The following is a 19051-nucleotide window of genomic DNA, read 5'->3' as shown; positions in this document are numbered from 1 at the left end:
GGAATGCTACTGTCAACCATAAAAATCTAACAGCAATGAAAAAACTCATTTATATAGCGATCATTACCGGTATCACTGCCGGTGCCTGTAAAAGCGATTTTCTTGATCTGAAACCACCCTCCTTTTCTCAGGACAACCTGTTTTCAGATCTGGCGCTTTCAGAAGCATTCATTAACTCCCTTTATGAGAATACACCCAATGATGTATTCAACTACCCGCTTACGCTGAATGCGGCCTCTGATGAAGCTAAAACCACTTTTGCCACCGCTAATGCCAATACCATTACACAGGGTAATTATGGTCCCGAAACAGCTATACTCAATAACTGGGACGTATGCTACAGATCCATCCGTTCTGCAAATATGTTCCTGGATAACGGACATAAACTGCCTGATGGCAGGGAAAAAAACCGACTGATGGGCGAAGCCTATTTCATGCGTGCCTACTATTATCATATACTGCTCAAACAATATGGTGGTAAAGGACTGGGCCTCCCTTTAATCCGTCATGCACAGCAATTGACGGAAGAGATCTATGTAAACAGAAGTACTTATGATGCCTGTGCAGATTCCATTGTGAGCGACCTGGATAAAGCTACTGCATTATTACCCCTTCCTGCTGTTGTAACTGCAGGACGCCCTTCCAGTGGTGCTGCCATGGCATACAAAGCAAGGGTGCTGCTGTATGCGGCCAGCCCGATGAACAATTCCACTAACGACAAAACCAAGTGGAAACGGGCCGCTGATGCTGCAAAAGCTTTGATAGATGCCAACTACTACTCTTTGCATGATGACTATACCACCCTGTTCCTGGAAAATAACAAGGAAAACATCTTTTACAAATTGTATTCCCGCGATGGAGAAGGTGGCAGCCTGCTGGACTATAATGTGCAGCCCACTACTACCGGTGGCAGAGGAAGTGCTGCTCCTACGCAGGAAGCAGTAGATGCCTATGAAGTAGTAACAGAAAATGCAGGCGTAAAAACAGCAGTGCCTTTTAACTGGAGCAACCCGGCTCACGCTGCAGCACCTTATGCTAACAGGGATCCCCGTTTTTACGCATCCGTTTTGTACAATGGTGCCGAATGGTCTGATGGTTCAGGTGGTATACACATTATGGATCTGACAGATGAAGGCGCAGACAGAACTACCCAGCCTGAAAATGCTACTAAAACAGGGTATTACCTGCGTAAGTTTATGGATATAGGTTATTTCCCAAGATACCGTTCCATGGGCGATATATTTACTTATACCCCTACAGCAGAAATGCGCTATGCAGAAGTATTACTGAACTATGCAGAAGCCTGTCTGCAACTGGGACAGGAAGAAGAAGCCCGTAAATATGTGAACCTGGTGCGTGCGCGCAAAAGCGTAAGTATGCCACCTATTCCAGCCGGACAACTTACCTGGAACAAATATATGCAGGAGAGAAGAGTGGAACTCGCTTTTGAACAACACCGTTTCTGGGATGTAAAACGCTGGAATTTAGCAGAAAGTACATTGAAACAGATCCAGGGCATCTCCATCAAAAAAGTAAATGGTGGGTTGGTATATGCTCCTGTAAAAGTAGAAAACCGTGTGTATACGCCCAAGATGGATATCTTCCCTATCCCACAAGCGGAAATTGATAAGTATCGTTCTGTCATCCCCGACTTTAAACAAAACCCGGGATGGGAATAACCCCATGCACGCACTATAAACATACCACTTAATAAAACAAGGCAGGTGCTAAAAGCTAACTGCTAACTGCTAAACGCTTAATAGATGAAACAGCTCATAACAACGCTCTTGCTGGCCTGCACTGCTTACAGTGTGGGGTATACACAACAAAAAGCTACCCTCATGGGAAAGATCAGCAACAGTGTTACCGACACGATCAATTTTGCCAACGAATCACCCGCTTATTTTTTTGGGGAGATGGGCAGGCAGATCATCCTGGATAAGGAGGGACGTTTTAAACTGGAGCTTGCATTACATACGGCGCCGGTACAGTTTTCCCTTTATTTAGGAGAGCAAGGAAAAATAAACTGCTTTCTGGAGCCAGGACAGCTGCTTGAGGTGGAGGCAAATGCAAACGATCTGACGCGCATACGTTTTAATAGTAAAGATCCATCTGCTGCCAATAATACAGCAATGGCTGCACATAGCCATCTGCTGGCCGACCCGGATTTTCAGGTAAACCTGTACAGGGACAGTACCCGTACTCCCGAAAGCAGCGCTGCGGTAATAGACAGTGCTACGCAGGCAGAACTGGCTTACTGGAACAGTAAGAAAGGAAAGATCAGCAAAGCATTTTATGAAAACAGGAAGATCAATACGCTCGCCTTACAAGCGTCCCTGAAATCCGGTTTTGTATCCAGTTACAAAAAATGGCATAAAAACGATGGTAAACAGCTGCCTGCGGATTATCTCTCCTTTATGCAACAAATACCTGTTTTGGAAGCCACTCACCTGAGTAGTTTTGAAAACTGGCGCCTGATCAATCTTAAAATCCAGTACGCAGCATCACCTGATCCTAACAAAAATGGCAGGCCTGCTCCCATGGAACAATTGCTGATAGCAGATACCCTGTTCCATGGTGCGGTACGGGAGTTTGCACTGGCCGATATTGTTCGGATGGCATTACTACGGGAGAAAGATGAGCAAAAGATGGCAGCATTGGTAACGGCTTATAAAAGCCGGATCAACAATAAATACTATGGCGCATACATTGATAAAAACTTTCAGACTTACCTGACCTTACGCAATGGCAAACCGGCACCTGACTTCAAACTACAGGGTATAGATGGTAAGGAATATCAGCTCAGTGATTTCAGGAACAAAGTAATCTACCTGGATTTCTGGGCCAGCTGGTGCAGCCCATGCCGCTACCAGATGAAAAATTACGCTCCTGCCCTGCACGAAAAATTCAAAGGTAAAGATGTGGTATTCCTCTTCGTAAGTGTGGATGATAATAAGGATAAATGGAAGCAAGCCATTGAAGAAGATAATATCGAAGGAGTACATGTCATTTCACCTGATGGAAATGGCAAAGCATTTACTAAACGGTATAACATCTCAGGTGTACCGCGTTATATGATCATTGATAAAGCAGGGAAGATGTATAATAATGATGCACCACGCCCGAGTGATGAAATCACTGTCGTACAACTCAACCAGGCATTGAAAAATTAGTTTCCATATCCTTTTTTTGTTGCCTGCACTGCACGTTTGTCCTTTTTTCCCGGCAGGCGTGCAGTTCATTTTATTATTGACCGCCCAAATGCTATCTTAGCAGGGAGCATAATCACTAGCGTATGCATAATTGATGTGGGGATATGGATGTCAGGGAACAGGAGGATGAAATATGGTGGACTTCCTACAGGGAGGGGGATGAACGCTCATTTGAGCGTATCTATCAACTTTACTATTCCCAGCTGGCAAATTATGGCAGCAAGTTTACCCATGATACCGGCGTCATTGAAGAAGCTGTTCAGGATCTTTTTCTGAAGCTCTGGAAAAACCGTGATAACATAGGTACTACCCCTTCGGTAAAACACTATCTCTTTAAAGCTTTTCGCCGCACCCTGTCCCGCAAGCTGCAAAAGCAGGACCGCTTTTTCCTGCTCCCCGGCAATGACAATGATCTTTTTTTCCGGTTCGAACTTTCCCAGGAACAATTATTACTGCGGCATGAGCATTTGCTGGAGCTGAAAAAGCAGGTGGATAACATACTGTCTACCCTCACCAACAGGCAGCGGGAGGTGATTTACCTGAAATTCTATGAAGACCTTACTTATGAGGAGATAGCAGACCTGCTGCAAATGCAGGTAGGTGGTGTGTATAAACTTACTTACCGCGCACTGGACCGTCTTCGTGAACATATGGGTCTACTCTCCCTCTGGCTACTGCTTTTCTGCGGCCCTGCCAAACATGCCTGAAATGGTATCCTTACACACAGCCGGCTCAACTGGCCAGTTCTACTTCGTATACAGGGCTGAACAGGTAAATACGGCGGGAAGCTACTTCTTCACAACGATAACGCTTGCGGATCTTCTCCCCTTTTTTAAAGACACGGCCATCACGGGTTTTAAACAGCTGATGCAGCGGTAGCTGCTCTACCAGATAATGATTCTCTTTCCGGCGGTCGTAATTTCTCAATACCCGCATCAGATCTTCATCGGCACAGGAGCTGGCTGCGGGGTTCATCATACTCTGGCGTACCGCAAGCTCCACATCTGGAGGCAATAGATTTTTACCGATAAATTGTTGCTGAATCAATGCAAACTCGTGTTTCCATTCTTTACCGTGGGAAGGTACTTTATTCTCATACTTGATAAAAGTAACCAGGTGGGCTATTTCATGGAGCAGGGTTAACAAAAAAGCGTATTTATTCAGAGAGCCGTTAATGCTGATACGATGCCCCTTCCCGCTCCTGTCGGGATGCCGGTAATCACCCAAAATACTCTGCCTTTCGCGGGTAATGGTCAGATGCACTTTAAAATGCGAGATATAAGCCATTACCGGTTCAAAGGTGCCTTCAGGTAAGTAGCGGGCTAGTGCATGTAAAGGCGCCTCCTGTTTCACTCAACTCATGTTTTTTTCTTCGTAAGCCGGAATAGCTGCAATGTTTCAAACACGGTATACACCAGATAAAGAAACATCAATATAAATATGCTGGCCTTGCTTACATCAGGCCGGTTTATCAATACATAAGCAGTAATTCCCACCAGGCATAACATCATCTTACTCAGTGTAGAAGCATATACCATCCGCACAAAGGCGTGGTTATTAGCAGTGGCTAGTCCTTTGCGGCATAGCAGATAAGAAAACAAAGTGATCAAGGCCAACAACACATTACCTACCAGCAGCACATTTACATGTGCACCGATTTCCAGCAAGCGGGGCTTGAGCAACATCAGGATTCCGTTTAAAATACCAAAAACTGCAAATAATCTAATAAAAAATCTGTCACTCATTGCCTGCGGGTGTCTTTTATAATTTGCCACAAAAGTAGCGCTAATGCCAGTAAAGAAAAAATGATCAGGAATAACGGAAACGGCATCCCCATCCACTGGTCAAGTTTATAACCGGCAAATACCGCCACGCCCAGCGTGGCCATCATCTGAAAAGCCAACCCTATATAGCGGAATAATAAATTATTATTATCAGGCTTCTTCGGCGGCTTCTTTGAGTTGGGACTTTCCATGTTTTACGCTATCTGCCATATCTCCTGGCTCCATGTAACAACGGCCATTGAACTTTGCTGTAGGCTCCATCTCAAAATGTGCCGTGTATACATCTCCTTTCACCAGCGCATTGGCTTTCAGGAATAATAATTCATCTACTTTAATGATACCTGTTACCTTGCCCAATATATCAGCACTCTGACATACCAGGTCGCCGGTAATTTCCCCCTCCGGGCCTACAACAATTTTTGCTTTTGTGGACACCAGTCCATTTACCTGCCCGTCTATGCGTATATCCCCTTCACATACAATATCCCCCTGGATACTCGTGCCACTCCCGATAATGTTAACGGTAGAGGTAGGCATAATAGATTTGCTGTCATTTTTTGAGTTACGATTGTTACTAAACATAGGTCTTTAAGGTTTTCAGGTTTTTCAATTAAGGCTGTAAGATAATAAAAATAATCAATATGTATAAAGGACGATTATAAATAACCAGTTATGTATCAGGATGCCTGACAACCAATCATCTGCATTGGTTTAATAAGTGCTGTTGTCTACTTTAGGTACCTTGAGCAAGGTAGTATCTACTTTACCGGTAAATTCCCCGTTGATCACCTGTTTGATGTTATGCAGGTACTGATCACGTGCATTGATAGCGGTTTCCAGGGAGTCCGTACGCATTTTTAAACGGATAAATTCTTTTCGCTGTTTCAGGTCACCATATCCTGGTATATAGTACCGTAACGGGGTAAATACCACCGTGGCCACCGTAATAGCTACCAGCAAAACAAAAAGGGTACTCAGGGCAATATATACACTCATCCTGGAAAGCTTGAAGGCGGTCACCTCCTCATAGGTGTCGTCATTCATAATTACCAGGCGGTACTTATGATTGAGCTTTTCCAGGTTCTTCCCTCTGTTATTTTCAACCTTCTTGGTCATATTCCCTTAGCACTTAAAATATTTTAGTCAGATTTCAGGTCCGAAAGTTAATGAATTATTAGTTTATTGGTTAATTTGTTTGCAGATACCTTTGGAAGGATACGCTTATCTATAAAATAAAATTGTCCTATCTTTAAAATATTTTTTCATAATTGTAGTTTAATATATAGCCTATACACCCTGGCATTCATGAATCGCTACAGATCATTTTATATACATACTATTGCGCTAAGTTTTTTATTGTTAAGTATTGGTCTGCCTGCGGCACTTGCCCAAAACAAAACTGTTAAAACCAAAGCTCCAAAACAGGAAGACCGCCGTCCTCCTTCAGAAGTGATGGCCTCCAAGAAATTGACGCTGAAGCGGCGCCTGTTCCAGAACATGGCCACCCGGTATAATTATTACTTTAATGCCAAAACCAAACTGGATGCCCTGGTGAAAGATGTAGGCCAGCAGGGACAGGATAACTATGCTTATCTGCTGCCCTTCTACCCCTTTAATCTGCAAAACCTGGGTATCAATAAAAGCGAGCTGGATTCTATTGTTGAAAAGTCATCTATTGCGATCCAACTGCATGACCCGCGTGGTAAATGGATAGACGACTGTTTCCTGCTGATGGGCAGGGCTTACTTTTACCAGGGAGATTATGAAAATGCCAATAAAACATTCCAATACATTAATACCACCTACGCTCCCAGAAAAAAAGATGAGTCCAAAGCAGTCATAGGCTCCAGCCAGCACGACCAGCTTTCCATCGCTTCCCGGGAAAAACGAAGTGGTTTCTTCGGACGCTTCAAGCATAAATATGTGCGGAATGATGCCTTCCTCTGGAGAGCCCGGACATTGCTGGAACAAAAAGAATATGATGAAGTACAGGCCCTGCTCAACATCCTGGAAACAGATCCTAACTTTCCTGCCCGCCTGGAAGGCGAACTGGCGGAAGTAATAGCTTACAGCCGCTATAAACGCGGACGGTTCAGTGAAGTGAATGCCCCGCTGCAGATAGCTATTGAAAAAAGCAGGGATAAAACAGCTAAAGCCAGGATGGCTTTTATAGCAGGACAACTATACTCCCAGCAGCACAAGCCCGATTCAGCTATACAAATGTTCCGGGAAGTGATCAGCCTGAAACCGGACCCTATGATGGACTTCCAGGCCCGCCTGCAGATTTCCCATCTCAATACCATTGCAGCAGGTGGTTCGGCAGAACAAAGCATTGCCGCACTACAGCGCATGCTGAAAAAAGATAAATTTATCCGGTTCCGGGATGTGATCTATTATACCATTGCCGACCTCTCCACACCAAAAGATCCGGCAGCGGCTATCGGTTATCTCCAAAAATCATTACAGGAAGAAAACAGTACGGTAGTACAACGCACCCTGTCTTTTAAGGCATTGGCAGATATATACTACAAACAGCGGAAATATTCTGAAGCCAAAAATTACTATGACAGTGCCGCTACGGTGATGGGAACAGAATTTGCCGATTCGGCAGTGGTCAATGTCCGTAAAAATGTGCTGTCCGAAGTGGCAGAGAAAGCCGCCATCATTCACCGGGAAGACAGCCTGCAGCGCATTGCAGCAATGCCTGAAGCAGCACGTGCAGCCCTCCTGGACCAAATGGTAGCAGCATACAAGAAAAAAGCGACCGATAAGCAGATAGAAAATACCATGCGGGCGGCCAATCCTTTTGATAATCCTACTGCAGGTACTGCTTTTGCGCCCAAAGATGATAAAGGCGACTGGTATTTTTACAATCCGGAAAGCAAAGCCTCCGGCTATGCTGAATTTAAACGGCGCTGGGGCAACCGCCCACTGGCAGATAACTGGAGACGCAGCCAGAATGGTGCTGTACCACTGCCCAATAATAGCCTGGAACCGGAACTGACCGTCGACGGTGCACAGGCACCTACTCCGGAAACTGTACCACCGGATAGTATCACAGTAGAACTGCTGGCCAGCCAGCTGCCACTCACACCGGATAAACTGGCGGCTTCCCGTACCAAAGAAATGGATGCCTGGTATGACCTCGGTAAACTATACTTTGACAAACTGGACCATTATGAACTGGCCATAGAAACATATGACAGCCTCCTGCTGAAATTCCCGGACCATCCGCGTAAAGCAGAAGTGCTGTACTCTCTCTATGTATGGCATAACAAACTGAAACATACGGCCAAGGCGAATGAGTATAAGCAAATGGTGATGACCCAGTACCCCGGCTCCAATTTTGCCAATATTATTCAGTTTGGCGCCCTTAAGGATGTGGATGCTGACAAGAAAAAAGCTATTACAGCCGACTATAATGCGGCCTACAACGCATTCCATGCAGGTGATTATGCGGGTGCCCTGGCACTAAAACGCCAGGCAGATTCCACCTATGGCCTCAACTTCCTGCAGCCCAGATTTGACCTGCTGGAAGCCATGATTCTCATCAAAACGGATACTGCCAATCAGGGCAAAGCGGCCATACAACAGGTGATCATGAAATACCAGGGGGATGCGGCGATCCGCACCCAGGCCCAGACCTTACTAGAAGCACTGAACCGGAAAGATTCCCTGGTAAGTTACCTGTCCAGCCTGCAACTCCAGGCCAGAGATACCAGCCAGTCGCACCTGGATGAAAACGTGACCATGGTATACCCCTGGCAGCGGCCTAAACCACAACTGGCCGACTCCGTGAAAACCGCCCCTGCTGCTACAGATACAGCACAGGTAGTTACCAACGCACCACCTCCGGTTGCACCGCCCGTGCCTGTGAAACCGGTTACACCTTATAAGCTCAATGCTGCCAATCCGCACTTTGTAGTCCTCTCCTTCAAAAGAGTGGCCAAAGCACTGATGGATGAAGGACTGGAACAATTTACCCGTTACAATGCCAACAAACATCCAAATGAAAAAATAGAAGTAGGCACCTTTGTATTGTCACCAGGAGAAATCATGCTCATCTTCCGCCTGTTCCCGAATGAAGACAAAGCACTTGACTATTTCGACGAAGTGCGGGAACTGGCGCCTACCCATATCATTCCTAAAATAAGGCCATCGGACTATACCATGTTCGTGATCTCTCGCGACAACTTCATTTTATTAAACAGTACGAAAGACCTCACCGGGTACGAGAAATTCTTTAATGATAATTATATAGTAGAATAATTCGTTAATACGTAAATGTGTACATGTGCACATTTACGTATTAATTCATAGTTTTGTTGCCGCTGTTACACTTAATTTTATTTTAATATAAAATCAATTGGCCATACTGCGAATTAAGGCCCGTAAATTGCTGTTGTAGGGAAATAAAAAAATTTCGATACGCCAACTTGTGCAGAAAGAGGAGCAGAATGCTCATAATCAGGCAGTTAGCCAATCAAAAAACAAATTAATTATACGCATGAAAAAATCGGTGAAAATATTGTGGCGTTTGGCATTTGGTATTTTAGCCTTTTTTATCCTGATCATGTTACTCATTAACTTCCGTGTGATCGGTAATATGCCTTCCATGGAAGAACTGGAAAATCCACGGGCAGCACTGGCTGCAGAAGTCATTGCAGATGATGGCACCATTCTGGGAAAATATTACCAGGTAGACCGTTCCAGCAGTGACTATAATCAGATCTCCAAAAATGTGATCAATGCACTCATTGCTACGGAAGATGAAAGGTTTTACAGCCATTCCGGTATAGATGCCCGGAGTACAATGGCCATCCCCTTTTACTTTCTGATCGGTAAAAAACGGGGTTCCAGTACCATTACCCAACAGCTGGCACTGAACCTGCGTACGGATAATACCGGCCAGCAAAGGGCCAGTAATTTTGTGAAAAGGGTATTCCAGAAACTGGAAGAGTGGATCATTGCCGTAAAACTGGAACGCAACTTTACCAAACAGGAGATCATTACCCTGTACCTCAATACAGTAGCTTTTGGTGATAACGTATATGGCATTGAAAACGGTGCCCGTACCTTTTTCGGGAAAGATGCCGGCCATTTATCCCTGGAAGAAGCGGCCATCCTGGTAGGGATGCTCAAGGGTAATACCATGTATAATCCCCGCCGTAACCCGCAACTGGCTATTGCCCGTAGAAATACCGTAATAGACCAGATGGAGCGTAATAAATATATTACCACCGCCGAAGCCAACACTGCCAAAAGCAAGCCTATCGTATTACGGTATAATAAAATAGACCATAACAAAGGGCTGGCCCCTTATTTCCGGGAAGTATTGCGTGATGAGCTGAAATCCTGGTGCAAAAACCATAAAAAAGCAGATGGCACCGAGTATAATCTCTACCGCGATGGCCTGAAGATCTATACCACCATCAATCCACGTATGCAGATCTATGCAGAGGAAGCGGTGGCCAAACACCTGAAAGACCTGCAAAAAGTATTTGCTTCCCAGAATAATGTAAAAACCGGTAGCGTGTGGAAAAACTGGCAGCAATACCTCGACAGGTATATGAAAGAATCTGACCGTTACAAGGCAATGAAAGAGGAAGATGCCTCTGACGAAGAGATCAAAAAGGCCTTCAATACCCCCGCCAAAATGAAGGTTTTTGCATGGAAAAGCAATACAGAACCTGAGCTGAATGAGCTGGATACCGTGATGACACCCATTGACTCTATCAAGTATATGCGTGCCATCCTCCAATCCGGTTTTATGGCGATGGACCCGGAAAGCGGAGAAGTAAAAGCCTGGGTGGGCGGTCCGGACTTCCGTTATTTTAAAAACGACCACGTAGCCAAAACACGACGGCAGGTAGGTTCTACCTTTAAACCATTCCTTTATTGCTTTGCGCTGATGAATGGGATGTCGCCTAATACCATGTTGCCCAATGAACCGATCACGATCGATAAGTGGACCCTTACCCGCAACTCCGAAGGTAGCGTAGGTGGTTCTATTACCATGGCCGGTGCATTGGCCCGGTCCCTCAACCTGGTATCTGCTTACCTGATCAAAAATCTCGGTGCCAAAGCATTTGCCGACTTTGCCAAAAACAAAATAGGTTTCACCAGTGATATCCCCCCGTACCCTTCTATTGCACTGGGTACCCCGGAAATCTCGCTGTATGAAATGCTGCAGGCGTATACCATGTTCCCTGGCAGGGGCATCAATACCAAACCTATTTACATTACCCGCATAGAGGACCGGAACGGCAATATCCTGGAAACCTTTGCCCCGGTAAAAAGGGAAGTGATCAGTGAAAAAGAGGCCTATACGATGGTCAAAATGATGGAAGGTGTGGTAGGCCCCGGAGGAACCGGCCAGCGTTTACGTTCCCGCTACAATATCCAGGGGGAAGTAGCAGGTAAAACCGGTACCACCAATGATAATACCGATGGCTGGTTTATAGGCTATACCCCACAATTGCTGGCAGGTGCCTGGGTAGGATGTGAAAACAACTTCCTGCGTTTCAGCTCTACTGCCATTGGTCAGGGTGCCAATACCGGCCTGCCTATCTGGGCCTACTTTATGCAAAAAGTATATGCTGATAAAACACTCAAGGTAGACAACAACAGCCAATTTGCGGTGCCCGCCAATATGCAGAGCGATATTTACCTGAACTATGATTCCAATGTACAACCGGGAGCGGAAGCTGAAGATCAGGGCAATGGTGCTGCGGATGATTACCTGGATGTGGGTCAGTATGGGGAAGAAACCCAGCCAGCCCCTGCTGCTAAAGAAAAGGAAAAAGAGAAAGAGCAGGGTAAGGAAAAAGAGACGCCCAAGCCGGGACAAACACCAAAAGCGCAATACCCTAAAAGGGATACCAACTAAGTTCATTACAGGGATACTTCCCCTGGTACTTTATATAAAAGGGCTGCCTGGTGGGCGGCCCTTTTTTGTATTATTATATACCATTATTCCTGCTTTTGCCTATCCCTGCCGGATCTGCTATGTTATTCCCAGGTTACATCAGCCATGAGCCTACGTTTCCTTATAGATGTTCCACTGTTGTCCCACTATTGTTCCACTGATGTCCCACTGTTGTTCCACCCTAAAGAAGGAGTGGAACATCTATAGGACTTCTCTTACTCACCTGTTGATGAGCCATTGGTTATTCTTAACCGCTTTACTTTTCCCCGGTATATTTCAATGTGGGATAAGTCATGGCTTTATCGATCAGCTGAATGCCCAGCTGGAGGATAGCTGCTTCTTCCTTCGCTTTCAGTTTGGGAGCATCATCCGTAGGTTTATGGTAATCATCATGCCCCCCGGTATGGAAGAATATTACCGGCACGCCATTTATATAGAAGTTATGATGATCAGAAGCGCCTTTTCCTGCGGCATCTGTAAAATAGCGGATTCCTTCCTGTTGCACATCCTTAAACACGGCCGGCCATTCTGCCGCACTGCCAAAACCACCTATGCCGATCCCTCTTTCCGGATTATAACGCCCTATCATATCCATATTAAGCATAAAATGGACTTTGTCCAGCGGGAAAACAGGATGTGCAGTATAATAAGCAGAACCTTTCAGGCCCAGTTCCTCACCCCCAAAAGAGATAAAAAGGAAGTTAAAGGGTTCTTTTACACCATTTTTCACATAATACCTGGCTAATTCCAGAAGACCTGCCACTCCGGAAGCATTATCATCCGCCCCGTTGTGGATTTCGCCCAGGGGATATTTACCGTCAAATAGCCTGGCAGTACCCAGATGGTCATAATGTGCGCCAATAATGATGGTACGTGCCGCACCATTATCCAGGTAGCCCAGTACATTACGGCTGGGTACCTGCTTATGGGAGTTCTTATCAAAGGTAAAGTCCTGAAAATAACTGTTGCCATTACCCGGTTTCAGACCGAGGTTTCTAAATTGCCGGGCAATGTAACGGCTGGCCTTTATACTGCCCTTTTCCGCCGTGCCCCTACCCTTTAACTTATCTGCTGCCAGATAGTTCACATAACCTTGTATTCTGCCCGCATCAGGCATATAATCCTGTGCAGCGGCAGCCAGATAACCACTGCTTATACACAGCAGTAAAAACAAACCCTTTTTTATCATCATCTGTCAATTAATAATTTCCGTTTTAATATTCCACTACGGAATGCAGTAATTTATACGCAAAGGTATTCTCCAAAGGTGAAAATAAAACGAGGATGTATCAAAAGCATGATACATCCTCGTTTTATCCGGGTACCTGGTGAAGTCAGGTAGCTGTTTAAGCGATTTTACACGGTTACTTTATTTTCCGCTTCAACAGGTTGATGCTCTTCCTGCTGAAGTAGCTTTCACTGTTTTACACATTTCAGCGTCTCCTTTCCGTAACGCGAATACAGGCTGCAGATATACACACCGGGAACGCATTTTCGCATATCAAAGGTGAGCTGGTGCTTTCCCTCCGGCAACTGTTCTACCTTATAGCCTACCTGGCGCCCCAACTGGTCGTGAATGCGCAACAGTACATTGCCAGCCTTCGGCATGGCAAAAGCAATATTCAGGTAATCCTTTATGGGATTGGGAAACAACCGCAGGCCGGTAACAAACGATTTTCGGCCCTTTGATTTTTGCTGCTTCAAAGCCGGCATTTCCAGAGGTACCGGTTCAATCAGCGTAGTGTCCAGCGTAAGCGTGGTGGGTTCTTTCAGGAAGGTACCAGAGAAGGAGAAGTTGTTACCACTGGCAGAGATTTCCAGGGTTCGTCCGCCCAGTTTCAGGTTGCTGATACCGCGGTTTCCACCAAAAAGGCTCACTACATGTGGGAATCCCTTGTCATACGAGAAACCGTTCTTCAGCCATACAAAATCTATGACCTGGCTGGCGCCGAACAATGATGGCCGTACTCCTTCGGGATACGAGGCACCATGACTGCTGTACGCCTCCGAGAAAGTATTAGCCAATACTGCCTGGCAGATAGCAGCATCCACCATGATCTCCGCCGAATCCTTGCGCCCTCTGGCTACAAGACCGTAAATGGTGTAACTGAGATCAGGATATTTTGCCACACCATGCAGGTAAAAATTATAGCCACTGCTGAAGTTGTCGTGAAACAGGTTGTTCATGCCGGTGAGATAACTGCCCGACAGCAGGTCTACATACAAGCCGGTAGTAACCCATAGCGTATTGCCTGCGCCCCTGGCGCCCGTTTGCGTGTCGTAGTACTGCACGGGCTTAGCCCCAGGTGTTTGCCAGAACCAGGGCTTACTGGTTTCATAGAACTGTACCCGTTTTTGTTCCCAGGCGGCAGCGGTATCTGCATTGTATACGATCTTGCTGATATCGCGCATATAGGCAAGGTCTACAAGCGCAGAGAACACAAATTCTGCATCTTTTTTTGTGGTATCCGGCACGGTGTTGTACACCCAGTAGGGATATTTTAATCTCCAGTTAAAATACCTTTTCATAGGCTCATATACCGAGGTCAGCGAAGCAGTATCGCCGGTGAGCTGGAACAAAATCCAGGCGGTTTGTGCTTTCCTGGAAGGCAAACTCTCTCCCGCTATCACACCCTGTGCATCAGTGAGCGACATCAGGCCCTTAAAGGCATTCCAGGCCACTCCGGGATCAACATAGGCATATTGCTGGATGGCGGTGTAGCTATCCCAGGTAGCAGAAAAGGGTGCTACCGGCGCGCCTTCGTCCCAGAGGGAACCTTTGCCCGTCACCACCTGCGGGTAGTTGAATACACCTGGCTCCGCATCCAGCACATTGCTGGCAGTGAGTGCAAAAGCTTTGTAATAGGCATCTTTTACCTGCTGTGGCGTAACACCGCGTGGGTCCACTTGCTGGATATCGAACCGGGAAGGATGCGGTACCGTAGTAAAAAAATTGTCCCAGAAAGCCTGGCGGCTGGTATGTCCCGTGATCGCGTTAGTACCTGTCAACGGGGTGGCCAGTAATCCGGGTAACGCAGCCGTATCGCTGTTGGCCGTAAATGCGGTGGCTATACTCATCTGCTTACCCGGCAGGCTGTTTGCATCTATTTCGATCGCCCAGAAGCCGCAGGATGGCGGTACTGCCAGGCTGTTACTACCCGTTTGCATGGCGGCCTGGGTGGCGTAATATTTTACTGTTTTACCGCTGAAAACCGGGGAAGTAAGGCCATAGGAATAATACTCCTTCACTACACGCAATATATTATTGGTAAAAGAAATATTGCCGGCATAACTGCCTGTTAGTATAAACTTGCCGTTTGCAGCAGTTACATTGCCGAATTGCAGGTTTCGCACCAGTGCCTGCTTGTCATAAAAGTAGTCGTAGCCGGTCAGTGTAGCGCTGTCTGCATACACCGCAGAAAATGGCAGATCATGCGGTGTCCAGGCGGTGGTATATGACAGCGCCTTGTTTGTGACGGGGATGCCGGACATTCTTTCAATACGTATATCCCCCACTGTTACTGATGAAGGATGTGCTGCATACGGGATCACATAAAGCACCAGGTGAAAGGTTTTGGTGCCTGACCAGCCAGTGATGGCCCGGAGATCAAATGCATAGCTGCCTGCATTCCTGGTGTCATACTGCAGGGCGATTTCGCTGCTGCCATCGTTTATCTTCAATGCCCAGGGGCCAGCGCATTCAGGTACATTCAGCAATAACAGCGGGTTCTTATCAACATCCACCGTGATAGCCGAAGCAGTCCGGAAGGATACCGTGGTATTTGCAGTAGCTATCGCAAAGCGAAGGCCTGCACTAACTGATTGAACAGTGCTCAGCGAATTGTTCTTTATCCAGCCGCTGGTTCCGCTTCCCATACCCGACCAGAGCGTTAATACAGACAGGTTGTTGGTAAGGCGCATATCCTTTATTGTTACCGAGGCAGGCGCTCCGTAACTGATGCTGTACACCTTGATATGGAATGATTTCACACCGCTCCAGCCAGTAGCTCCCTGCACATTGAGGTAAAACACGCCGTTGCCTGCTGCATCGGGACGTAGCACGATGTCGCCACTGCCGTCATCTACTTTTACTGACCACAGGCCGGTAGATGCAGGTATTTCAATTTTAAGTGTAGGCGTTTCAGTTATATTTGCAGTTACCTGCGTAGCAGTTCTCACATAATGATAGCTGGCACTTACATTAAAGGTAAGCCCTGCAGGAGAAAAGGACCAGGAAGCACCGTTGCCGTTATCAGGGTTATACCACTTTGTCTGATCCTGCATATTGCCCGTCCACGATACATTTACAGGGTTGCTTTTGTATACCACGCGCAGATCGCTGACTACTACGGAAGAAGGAGCACCGATGCTGAAGCATTGTATATAAAAATCCTTAAACCCGCTCCAGCCGGTGAGTTGCTGCAGGTTAAACTCGAAGCTGCCGGAAGCGGAGTTATCCGGTTTGAGCACTTTTTCCTCCAGGCCATCGTATGATCTTAGTTTGAGTGACCACATACCGGTCACTCCGCTGATGCTCACCTTTAAGACTGCATTTTCATCGATGTTGGTCTGCAGGCGGGTACGCATGTACTTCCAGCTGGGGGATGCATTGCTGGCAACGGAGAGCTGCATCCCTGCCGCCATCGCCGTAGCAGTTGCCTGCGGCTCTGCTTCCCAGTCTGCGGCAGACGCCAGGTTGGCCGTCCACCCCGTTACCTCGCCGGACCCGCTTTCATTCTTCACATGATAGATGCCCATGAGGTTTTCCACATCGCGGTTGGTGAACTGCGTATGCAGATATCCTACATTCAGCGGCAGCGCCGCATCGTTGGAATAGGCTGCTGGTACCACCTTTGGGTCCAGTTTAAAATTAAAAGGATTGATCACCATGCGGGAGCCCGGAATGCTGATATCCCTTTTCTGATTATAGCCGGTTTCTTTCAGGCTAAGGCTCGTCGGCGCCTGCGACATTACAAGTGCAGGCATTGAGAGCAGGAAACATAATAAGCGTTTCATAACGTGGAATTTTAGCACATTGTTATTTATTAGTATCGCTGTTATTTATTATATGCTGGGGTCTGCCAGATTTTTTGCAAGGCATGCGCCGCCGGTTTCAGGTTGCCTTCAAAATCAATAATAGAAGTATTCACCGGGGCGGGATACGCGTCATGTCCCATCCAGAGGATGAACCCACCTGTAGCGGGAAACTTGTCTTTACACGCTTTTAATGCAATCACAAGTCCTTCCGCCTGCCTTTGCTGGCTCCATGCCACAAAACGCCCGAAAGCAGCCTTGTCGTTATTCTTTTTAGCAGCATGCGCATTCTTTTCAAACTGTGCAAAATCATCCAGCCACCAGTTAAATTCATTCCAATACGGATTTGCGGCAGATGCCGGGAACACATCATACTTACCGCGATACTTATATATCATAGCAGCACTCATTGCCCCGGGAACGCCCACTTCCGAATGCATCAGCGCGTCATCCGCCTCCCAGTACTCCCGCACCGCCTTCATCGTACTGTCTGTGGGCGAAAAAGGTAAAGTCCATGGACCATGCGTATCCCAGTTCACGCCCTTACCGAAGTTGTTCCGTCCGCCCCAGATATTGATGCCAGAAGGGGAACCGGGCACAAAGCGGGTAATGGGATCCAGTGCGGCTACCATCGCAGCCATCATTCCGATCATTTTATGACGGGTGCTTACAACAGCGTTATCGCCATATTCGTATAGCTCATTGCCGCCACACCATAGCAACATAGATGCACGATGCCGGTTCCGGCTCACGTAATGCCTTACCGTCTCCGCCATCTGCTGCACCAGCTCCGGAGATTCCGGCGGATAGTTATCCAGCCCGCTGGAGGAAAGCGGAAAATCCTGTTGTATCATCAATCCCAATTCATCACAGCAATCATACAGCCAGTCTTTTTCCGCGAAGCCGCCGCCCCATATCCGGATCATGTTTATGCCCAGCGAACGGTATGTTTCCAGCAAACGCCGGTAATCCTTCTCCCGCAGATCAGCGAAGTTTGGACGTATAGGCGTCCAGTTAATTCCCTGCAGAAAAACAGGTGTCCCATTCACGCTGCATATCCATGGATCTGCAACTACCGGTGCGCCTTTGGCGGGCAACCAGCGGATATGTTTAAACCCAATCTTCCTGGTGATACGTTCTTGCTCATTCCCTGCTTCATCCAACCAGGTGCAGGTGAGATCATACAAAGGCTGCTCACCGCAGCCATTCGGCCACCATCGTTTTATTTCCAGCCCGGTATATTGTTTACCTCTTTCAAATACTGCTGCGGCTATTTTCTCCTGCAACACCATCCGCCCATCGTGGTCTTTTAATGTTACCAGTACAGTACCTTTCCTGGACGCCATGTTCCCGGTGGCTGCCAGTTGCAGGCTGCCACTTTCCTTATCTTCGTCTGCCTGTGCTGTTACCTGCAATTCAGTAATTTCAGGGCATTGCAGTGCTTTTGTTTCCAGCAGCACATCATCCCAGATACCTATCTGCACGGTGCGCGGTATCCAATCCCAGCCATAATAGAACCGCGGTTTCCAATCGCGGATGCGCGAAGTCCAGCCTACTTGTCCCAGGTAAGCCGGGGGCATGTTAAACGCTACAGCCAGTGTGTTGCCGCTTTCTTTGAGCAATGGCGTAATATCAAAAGTATAGGGAATAAATGCGTTGTTGAAGGTGCCCGCCGTCTTCCCGTTCACCAGTACGGTACCATTATCATCCAGGCCTTTAAAATGCAATAATATCTGTTCCCCCTTGCGCAACCAGTTATCTGGTATACGCGTTACAAACAGCCAACTCCTGTGCTCCAGCCATTCCGCGTCAAAACAATTGCCGCCGATGTTCCAGTCATCAATGATACCTGCATCCAGTAAGGCTTTGTTTACAGACCCCGGTACAGTTACCGGCATATTCCGCTCCTGTGCTTTCGGGCCGTTTAAATGGTGGAAATCAAAATCGTTCCTCCATCCTTCCGGCCGGTATCCCCAGAGTTTCCATTCCAGTGCTGAAGCGTTGAATACCTGCCGTGGCTGGGAAAAAGCAATGCCGTTCCAGCTGCCCAGCAGCCAGACTATAAGTGTCAGTTTAAGTTTCATATCGTTCTT

General features: G+C 46.9%; 13 protein-coding genes. 5 read left to right on the top strand and 8 right to left on the bottom strand.

All coding sequences use genetic code 11. From position 1 onward, the window contains the following. The first annotated feature begins 35 nt into the window (after positions 1 to 35). The 3 genes from ABR189_RS28755 (at position 36) to ABR189_RS28745 (ending at position 3919) form a co-directional block, all read left to right on the top strand. Positions 36 to 1679 (top strand): RagB/SusD family nutrient uptake outer membrane protein, encoded by a 1644-nt coding sequence (locus tag ABR189_RS28755; RefSeq protein WP_354663976.1) that lies wholly within the window; start codon positions 36 to 38, stop codon positions 1677 to 1679. Positions 1680 to 1763: 84 nt separating this feature from the next. Then, a complete protein-coding gene (locus ABR189_RS28750; RefSeq protein WP_354663975.1) occupies positions 1764 to 3173 on the top strand; it encodes a TlpA family protein disulfide reductase in 1410 nt (469 codons plus the stop codon). A gap of 143 nt (positions 3174 to 3316) precedes the next feature. Next, on the top strand, positions 3317 to 3919 hold the full coding sequence (locus tag ABR189_RS28745) for an RNA polymerase sigma factor (protein WP_354663974.1): 603 nt from the start codon (positions 3317 to 3319) through the stop codon (positions 3917 to 3919). A gap of 25 nt (positions 3920 to 3944) precedes the next feature. Here the strand turns inward: ABR189_RS28745 and ABR189_RS28740 are convergent, their stop codons facing one another. From ABR189_RS28740 to ABR189_RS28720, 5 genes are all read right to left on the bottom strand, one after another. Next, a complete protein-coding gene (locus tag ABR189_RS28740) occupies positions 3945 to 4565 on the bottom strand; it encodes a SprT-like domain-containing protein (protein ID WP_354663973.1) in 621 nt (206 codons plus the stop codon). Between the two features lie 5 nt (positions 4566 to 4570). Next, positions 4571 to 4897 (bottom strand): hypothetical protein, encoded by a 327-nt coding sequence (locus ABR189_RS28735; protein ID WP_354663972.1) that lies wholly within the window; start codon positions 4895 to 4897, stop codon positions 4571 to 4573. A 56-nt stretch (positions 4898 to 4953) separates the two neighbouring features. Continuing rightward, the gene (locus ABR189_RS28730) at positions 4954 to 5187 is read right to left on the bottom strand and encodes an AtpZ/AtpI family protein (RefSeq protein ID WP_354663971.1); all 234 of its coding nucleotides are present in this window, start codon (positions 5185 to 5187) and stop codon (positions 4954 to 4956) included. Beyond that, positions 5147 to 5578 carry a bactofilin family protein gene (locus ABR189_RS28725; protein ID WP_354663970.1) on the bottom strand — a complete coding sequence of 144 codons (432 nt, stop codon included), beginning with the start codon at positions 5576 to 5578 and terminating at the stop codon, positions 5147 to 5149. The genes ABR189_RS28730 and ABR189_RS28725 overlap by 41 nt, the downstream gene beginning before the upstream one ends. A gap of 129 nt (positions 5579 to 5707) precedes the next feature. Continuing rightward, entirely contained in the window at positions 5708 to 6112 is a 405-nt protein-coding gene (locus ABR189_RS28720) for a hypothetical protein (protein ID WP_354663969.1), read from the bottom strand. A gap of 189 nt (positions 6113 to 6301) precedes the next feature. Here ABR189_RS28720 and porW point away from each other — a divergent pair, with 189 nt between their 5' ends. Both porW and ABR189_RS28710 read left to right on the top strand, forming a co-directional pair. Further along, positions 6302 to 9265: a type IX secretion system periplasmic lipoprotein PorW/SprE gene (porW, locus tag ABR189_RS28715; RefSeq protein ID WP_354663968.1), complete on the top strand. Its 2964-nt coding sequence runs from the start codon at positions 6302 to 6304 to the stop codon at positions 9263 to 9265. 238 nt (positions 9266 to 9503) lie between these two features. Then, entirely contained in the window at positions 9504 to 11885 is a 2382-nt protein-coding gene (locus tag ABR189_RS28710; RefSeq protein ID WP_354663967.1) for a penicillin-binding protein 1A, read from the top strand. A gap of 295 nt (positions 11886 to 12180) precedes the next feature. On the opposite strand, the gene ABR189_RS28705 is transcribed toward ABR189_RS28710, so the two are convergent. The 3 genes from ABR189_RS28705 to ABR189_RS28695 all read right to left on the bottom strand — a co-directional run bounded on the left by ABR189_RS28705 (position 12181) and on the right by ABR189_RS28695 (position 19042). Next, positions 12181 to 13116 carry a M20/M25/M40 family metallo-hydrolase gene (locus tag ABR189_RS28705; RefSeq protein ID WP_354663966.1) on the bottom strand — a complete coding sequence of 312 codons (936 nt, stop codon included), beginning with the start codon at positions 13114 to 13116 and terminating at the stop codon, positions 12181 to 12183. A gap of 224 nt (positions 13117 to 13340) precedes the next feature. Continuing rightward, positions 13341 to 16940: a T9SS type A sorting domain-containing protein gene (locus ABR189_RS28700; RefSeq protein ID WP_354663965.1), complete on the bottom strand. Its 3600-nt coding sequence runs from the start codon at positions 16938 to 16940 to the stop codon at positions 13341 to 13343. A gap of 41 nt (positions 16941 to 16981) precedes the next feature. Beyond that, positions 16982 to 19042: a glycoside hydrolase family 2 protein gene (locus ABR189_RS28695; RefSeq protein ID WP_354663964.1), complete on the bottom strand. Its 2061-nt coding sequence runs from the start codon at positions 19040 to 19042 to the stop codon at positions 16982 to 16984. Positions 19043 to 19051: the final 9 nt, after the last annotated feature.

The organism is Chitinophaga sp. H8 (assembly GCF_040567655.1).
Classification (GTDB): Bacteria; Bacteroidota; Bacteroidia; order Chitinophagales; family Chitinophagaceae; genus Chitinophaga; species Chitinophaga defluvii.
Note: the sequence above shows the minus strand (reverse complement) of the source record. Positions and strands in the feature narration are given on the sequence as shown.

Excerpts from the sequence above, each read along its gene's own strand:
- ABR189_RS28755 (WP_354663976.1), top strand. The coding sequence starts at position 36 with ATGAAAAAACTCATTTATATAGCGATCATTACCGGTATCACTGCCGGT.
- ABR189_RS28750 (WP_354663975.1), top strand. The coding sequence starts at position 1,764 with ATGAAACAGCTCATAACAACGCTCTTGCTGGCCTGCACTGCTTACAGT.
- ABR189_RS28745 (WP_354663974.1), top strand. The coding sequence starts at position 3,317 with ATGGATGTCAGGGAACAGGAGGATGAAATATGGTGGACTTCCTACAGG.
- ABR189_RS28735 (WP_354663972.1), bottom strand. The coding sequence starts at position 4,897 with ATGTTGCTCAAGCCCCGCTTGCTGGAAATCGGTGCACATGTAAATGTG.
- ABR189_RS28730 (WP_354663971.1), bottom strand. The coding sequence starts at position 5,187 with ATGGAAAGTCCCAACTCAAAGAAGCCGCCGAAGAAGCCTGATAATAAT.
- ABR189_RS28725 (WP_354663970.1), bottom strand. The coding sequence starts at position 5,578 with ATGTTTAGTAACAATCGTAACTCAAAAAATGACAGCAAATCTATTATG.
- ABR189_RS28720 (WP_354663969.1), bottom strand. The coding sequence starts at position 6,112 with ATGACCAAGAAGGTTGAAAATAACAGAGGGAAGAACCTGGAAAAGCTC.
- porW (WP_354663968.1), top strand. The coding sequence starts at position 6,302 with ATGAATCGCTACAGATCATTTTATATACATACTATTGCGCTAAGTTTT.
- ABR189_RS28710 (WP_354663967.1), top strand. The coding sequence starts at position 9,504 with ATGAAAAAATCGGTGAAAATATTGTGGCGTTTGGCATTTGGTATTTTA.
- ABR189_RS28705 (WP_354663966.1), bottom strand. The coding sequence starts at position 13,116 with ATGATGATAAAAAAGGGTTTGTTTTTACTGCTGTGTATAAGCAGTGGT.
- ABR189_RS28700 (WP_354663965.1), bottom strand. The coding sequence starts at position 16,940 with ATGAAACGCTTATTATGTTTCCTGCTCTCAATGCCTGCACTTGTAATG.
- ABR189_RS28695 (WP_354663964.1), bottom strand. The coding sequence starts at position 19,042 with ATGAAACTTAAACTGACACTTATAGTCTGGCTGCTGGGCAGCTGGAAC.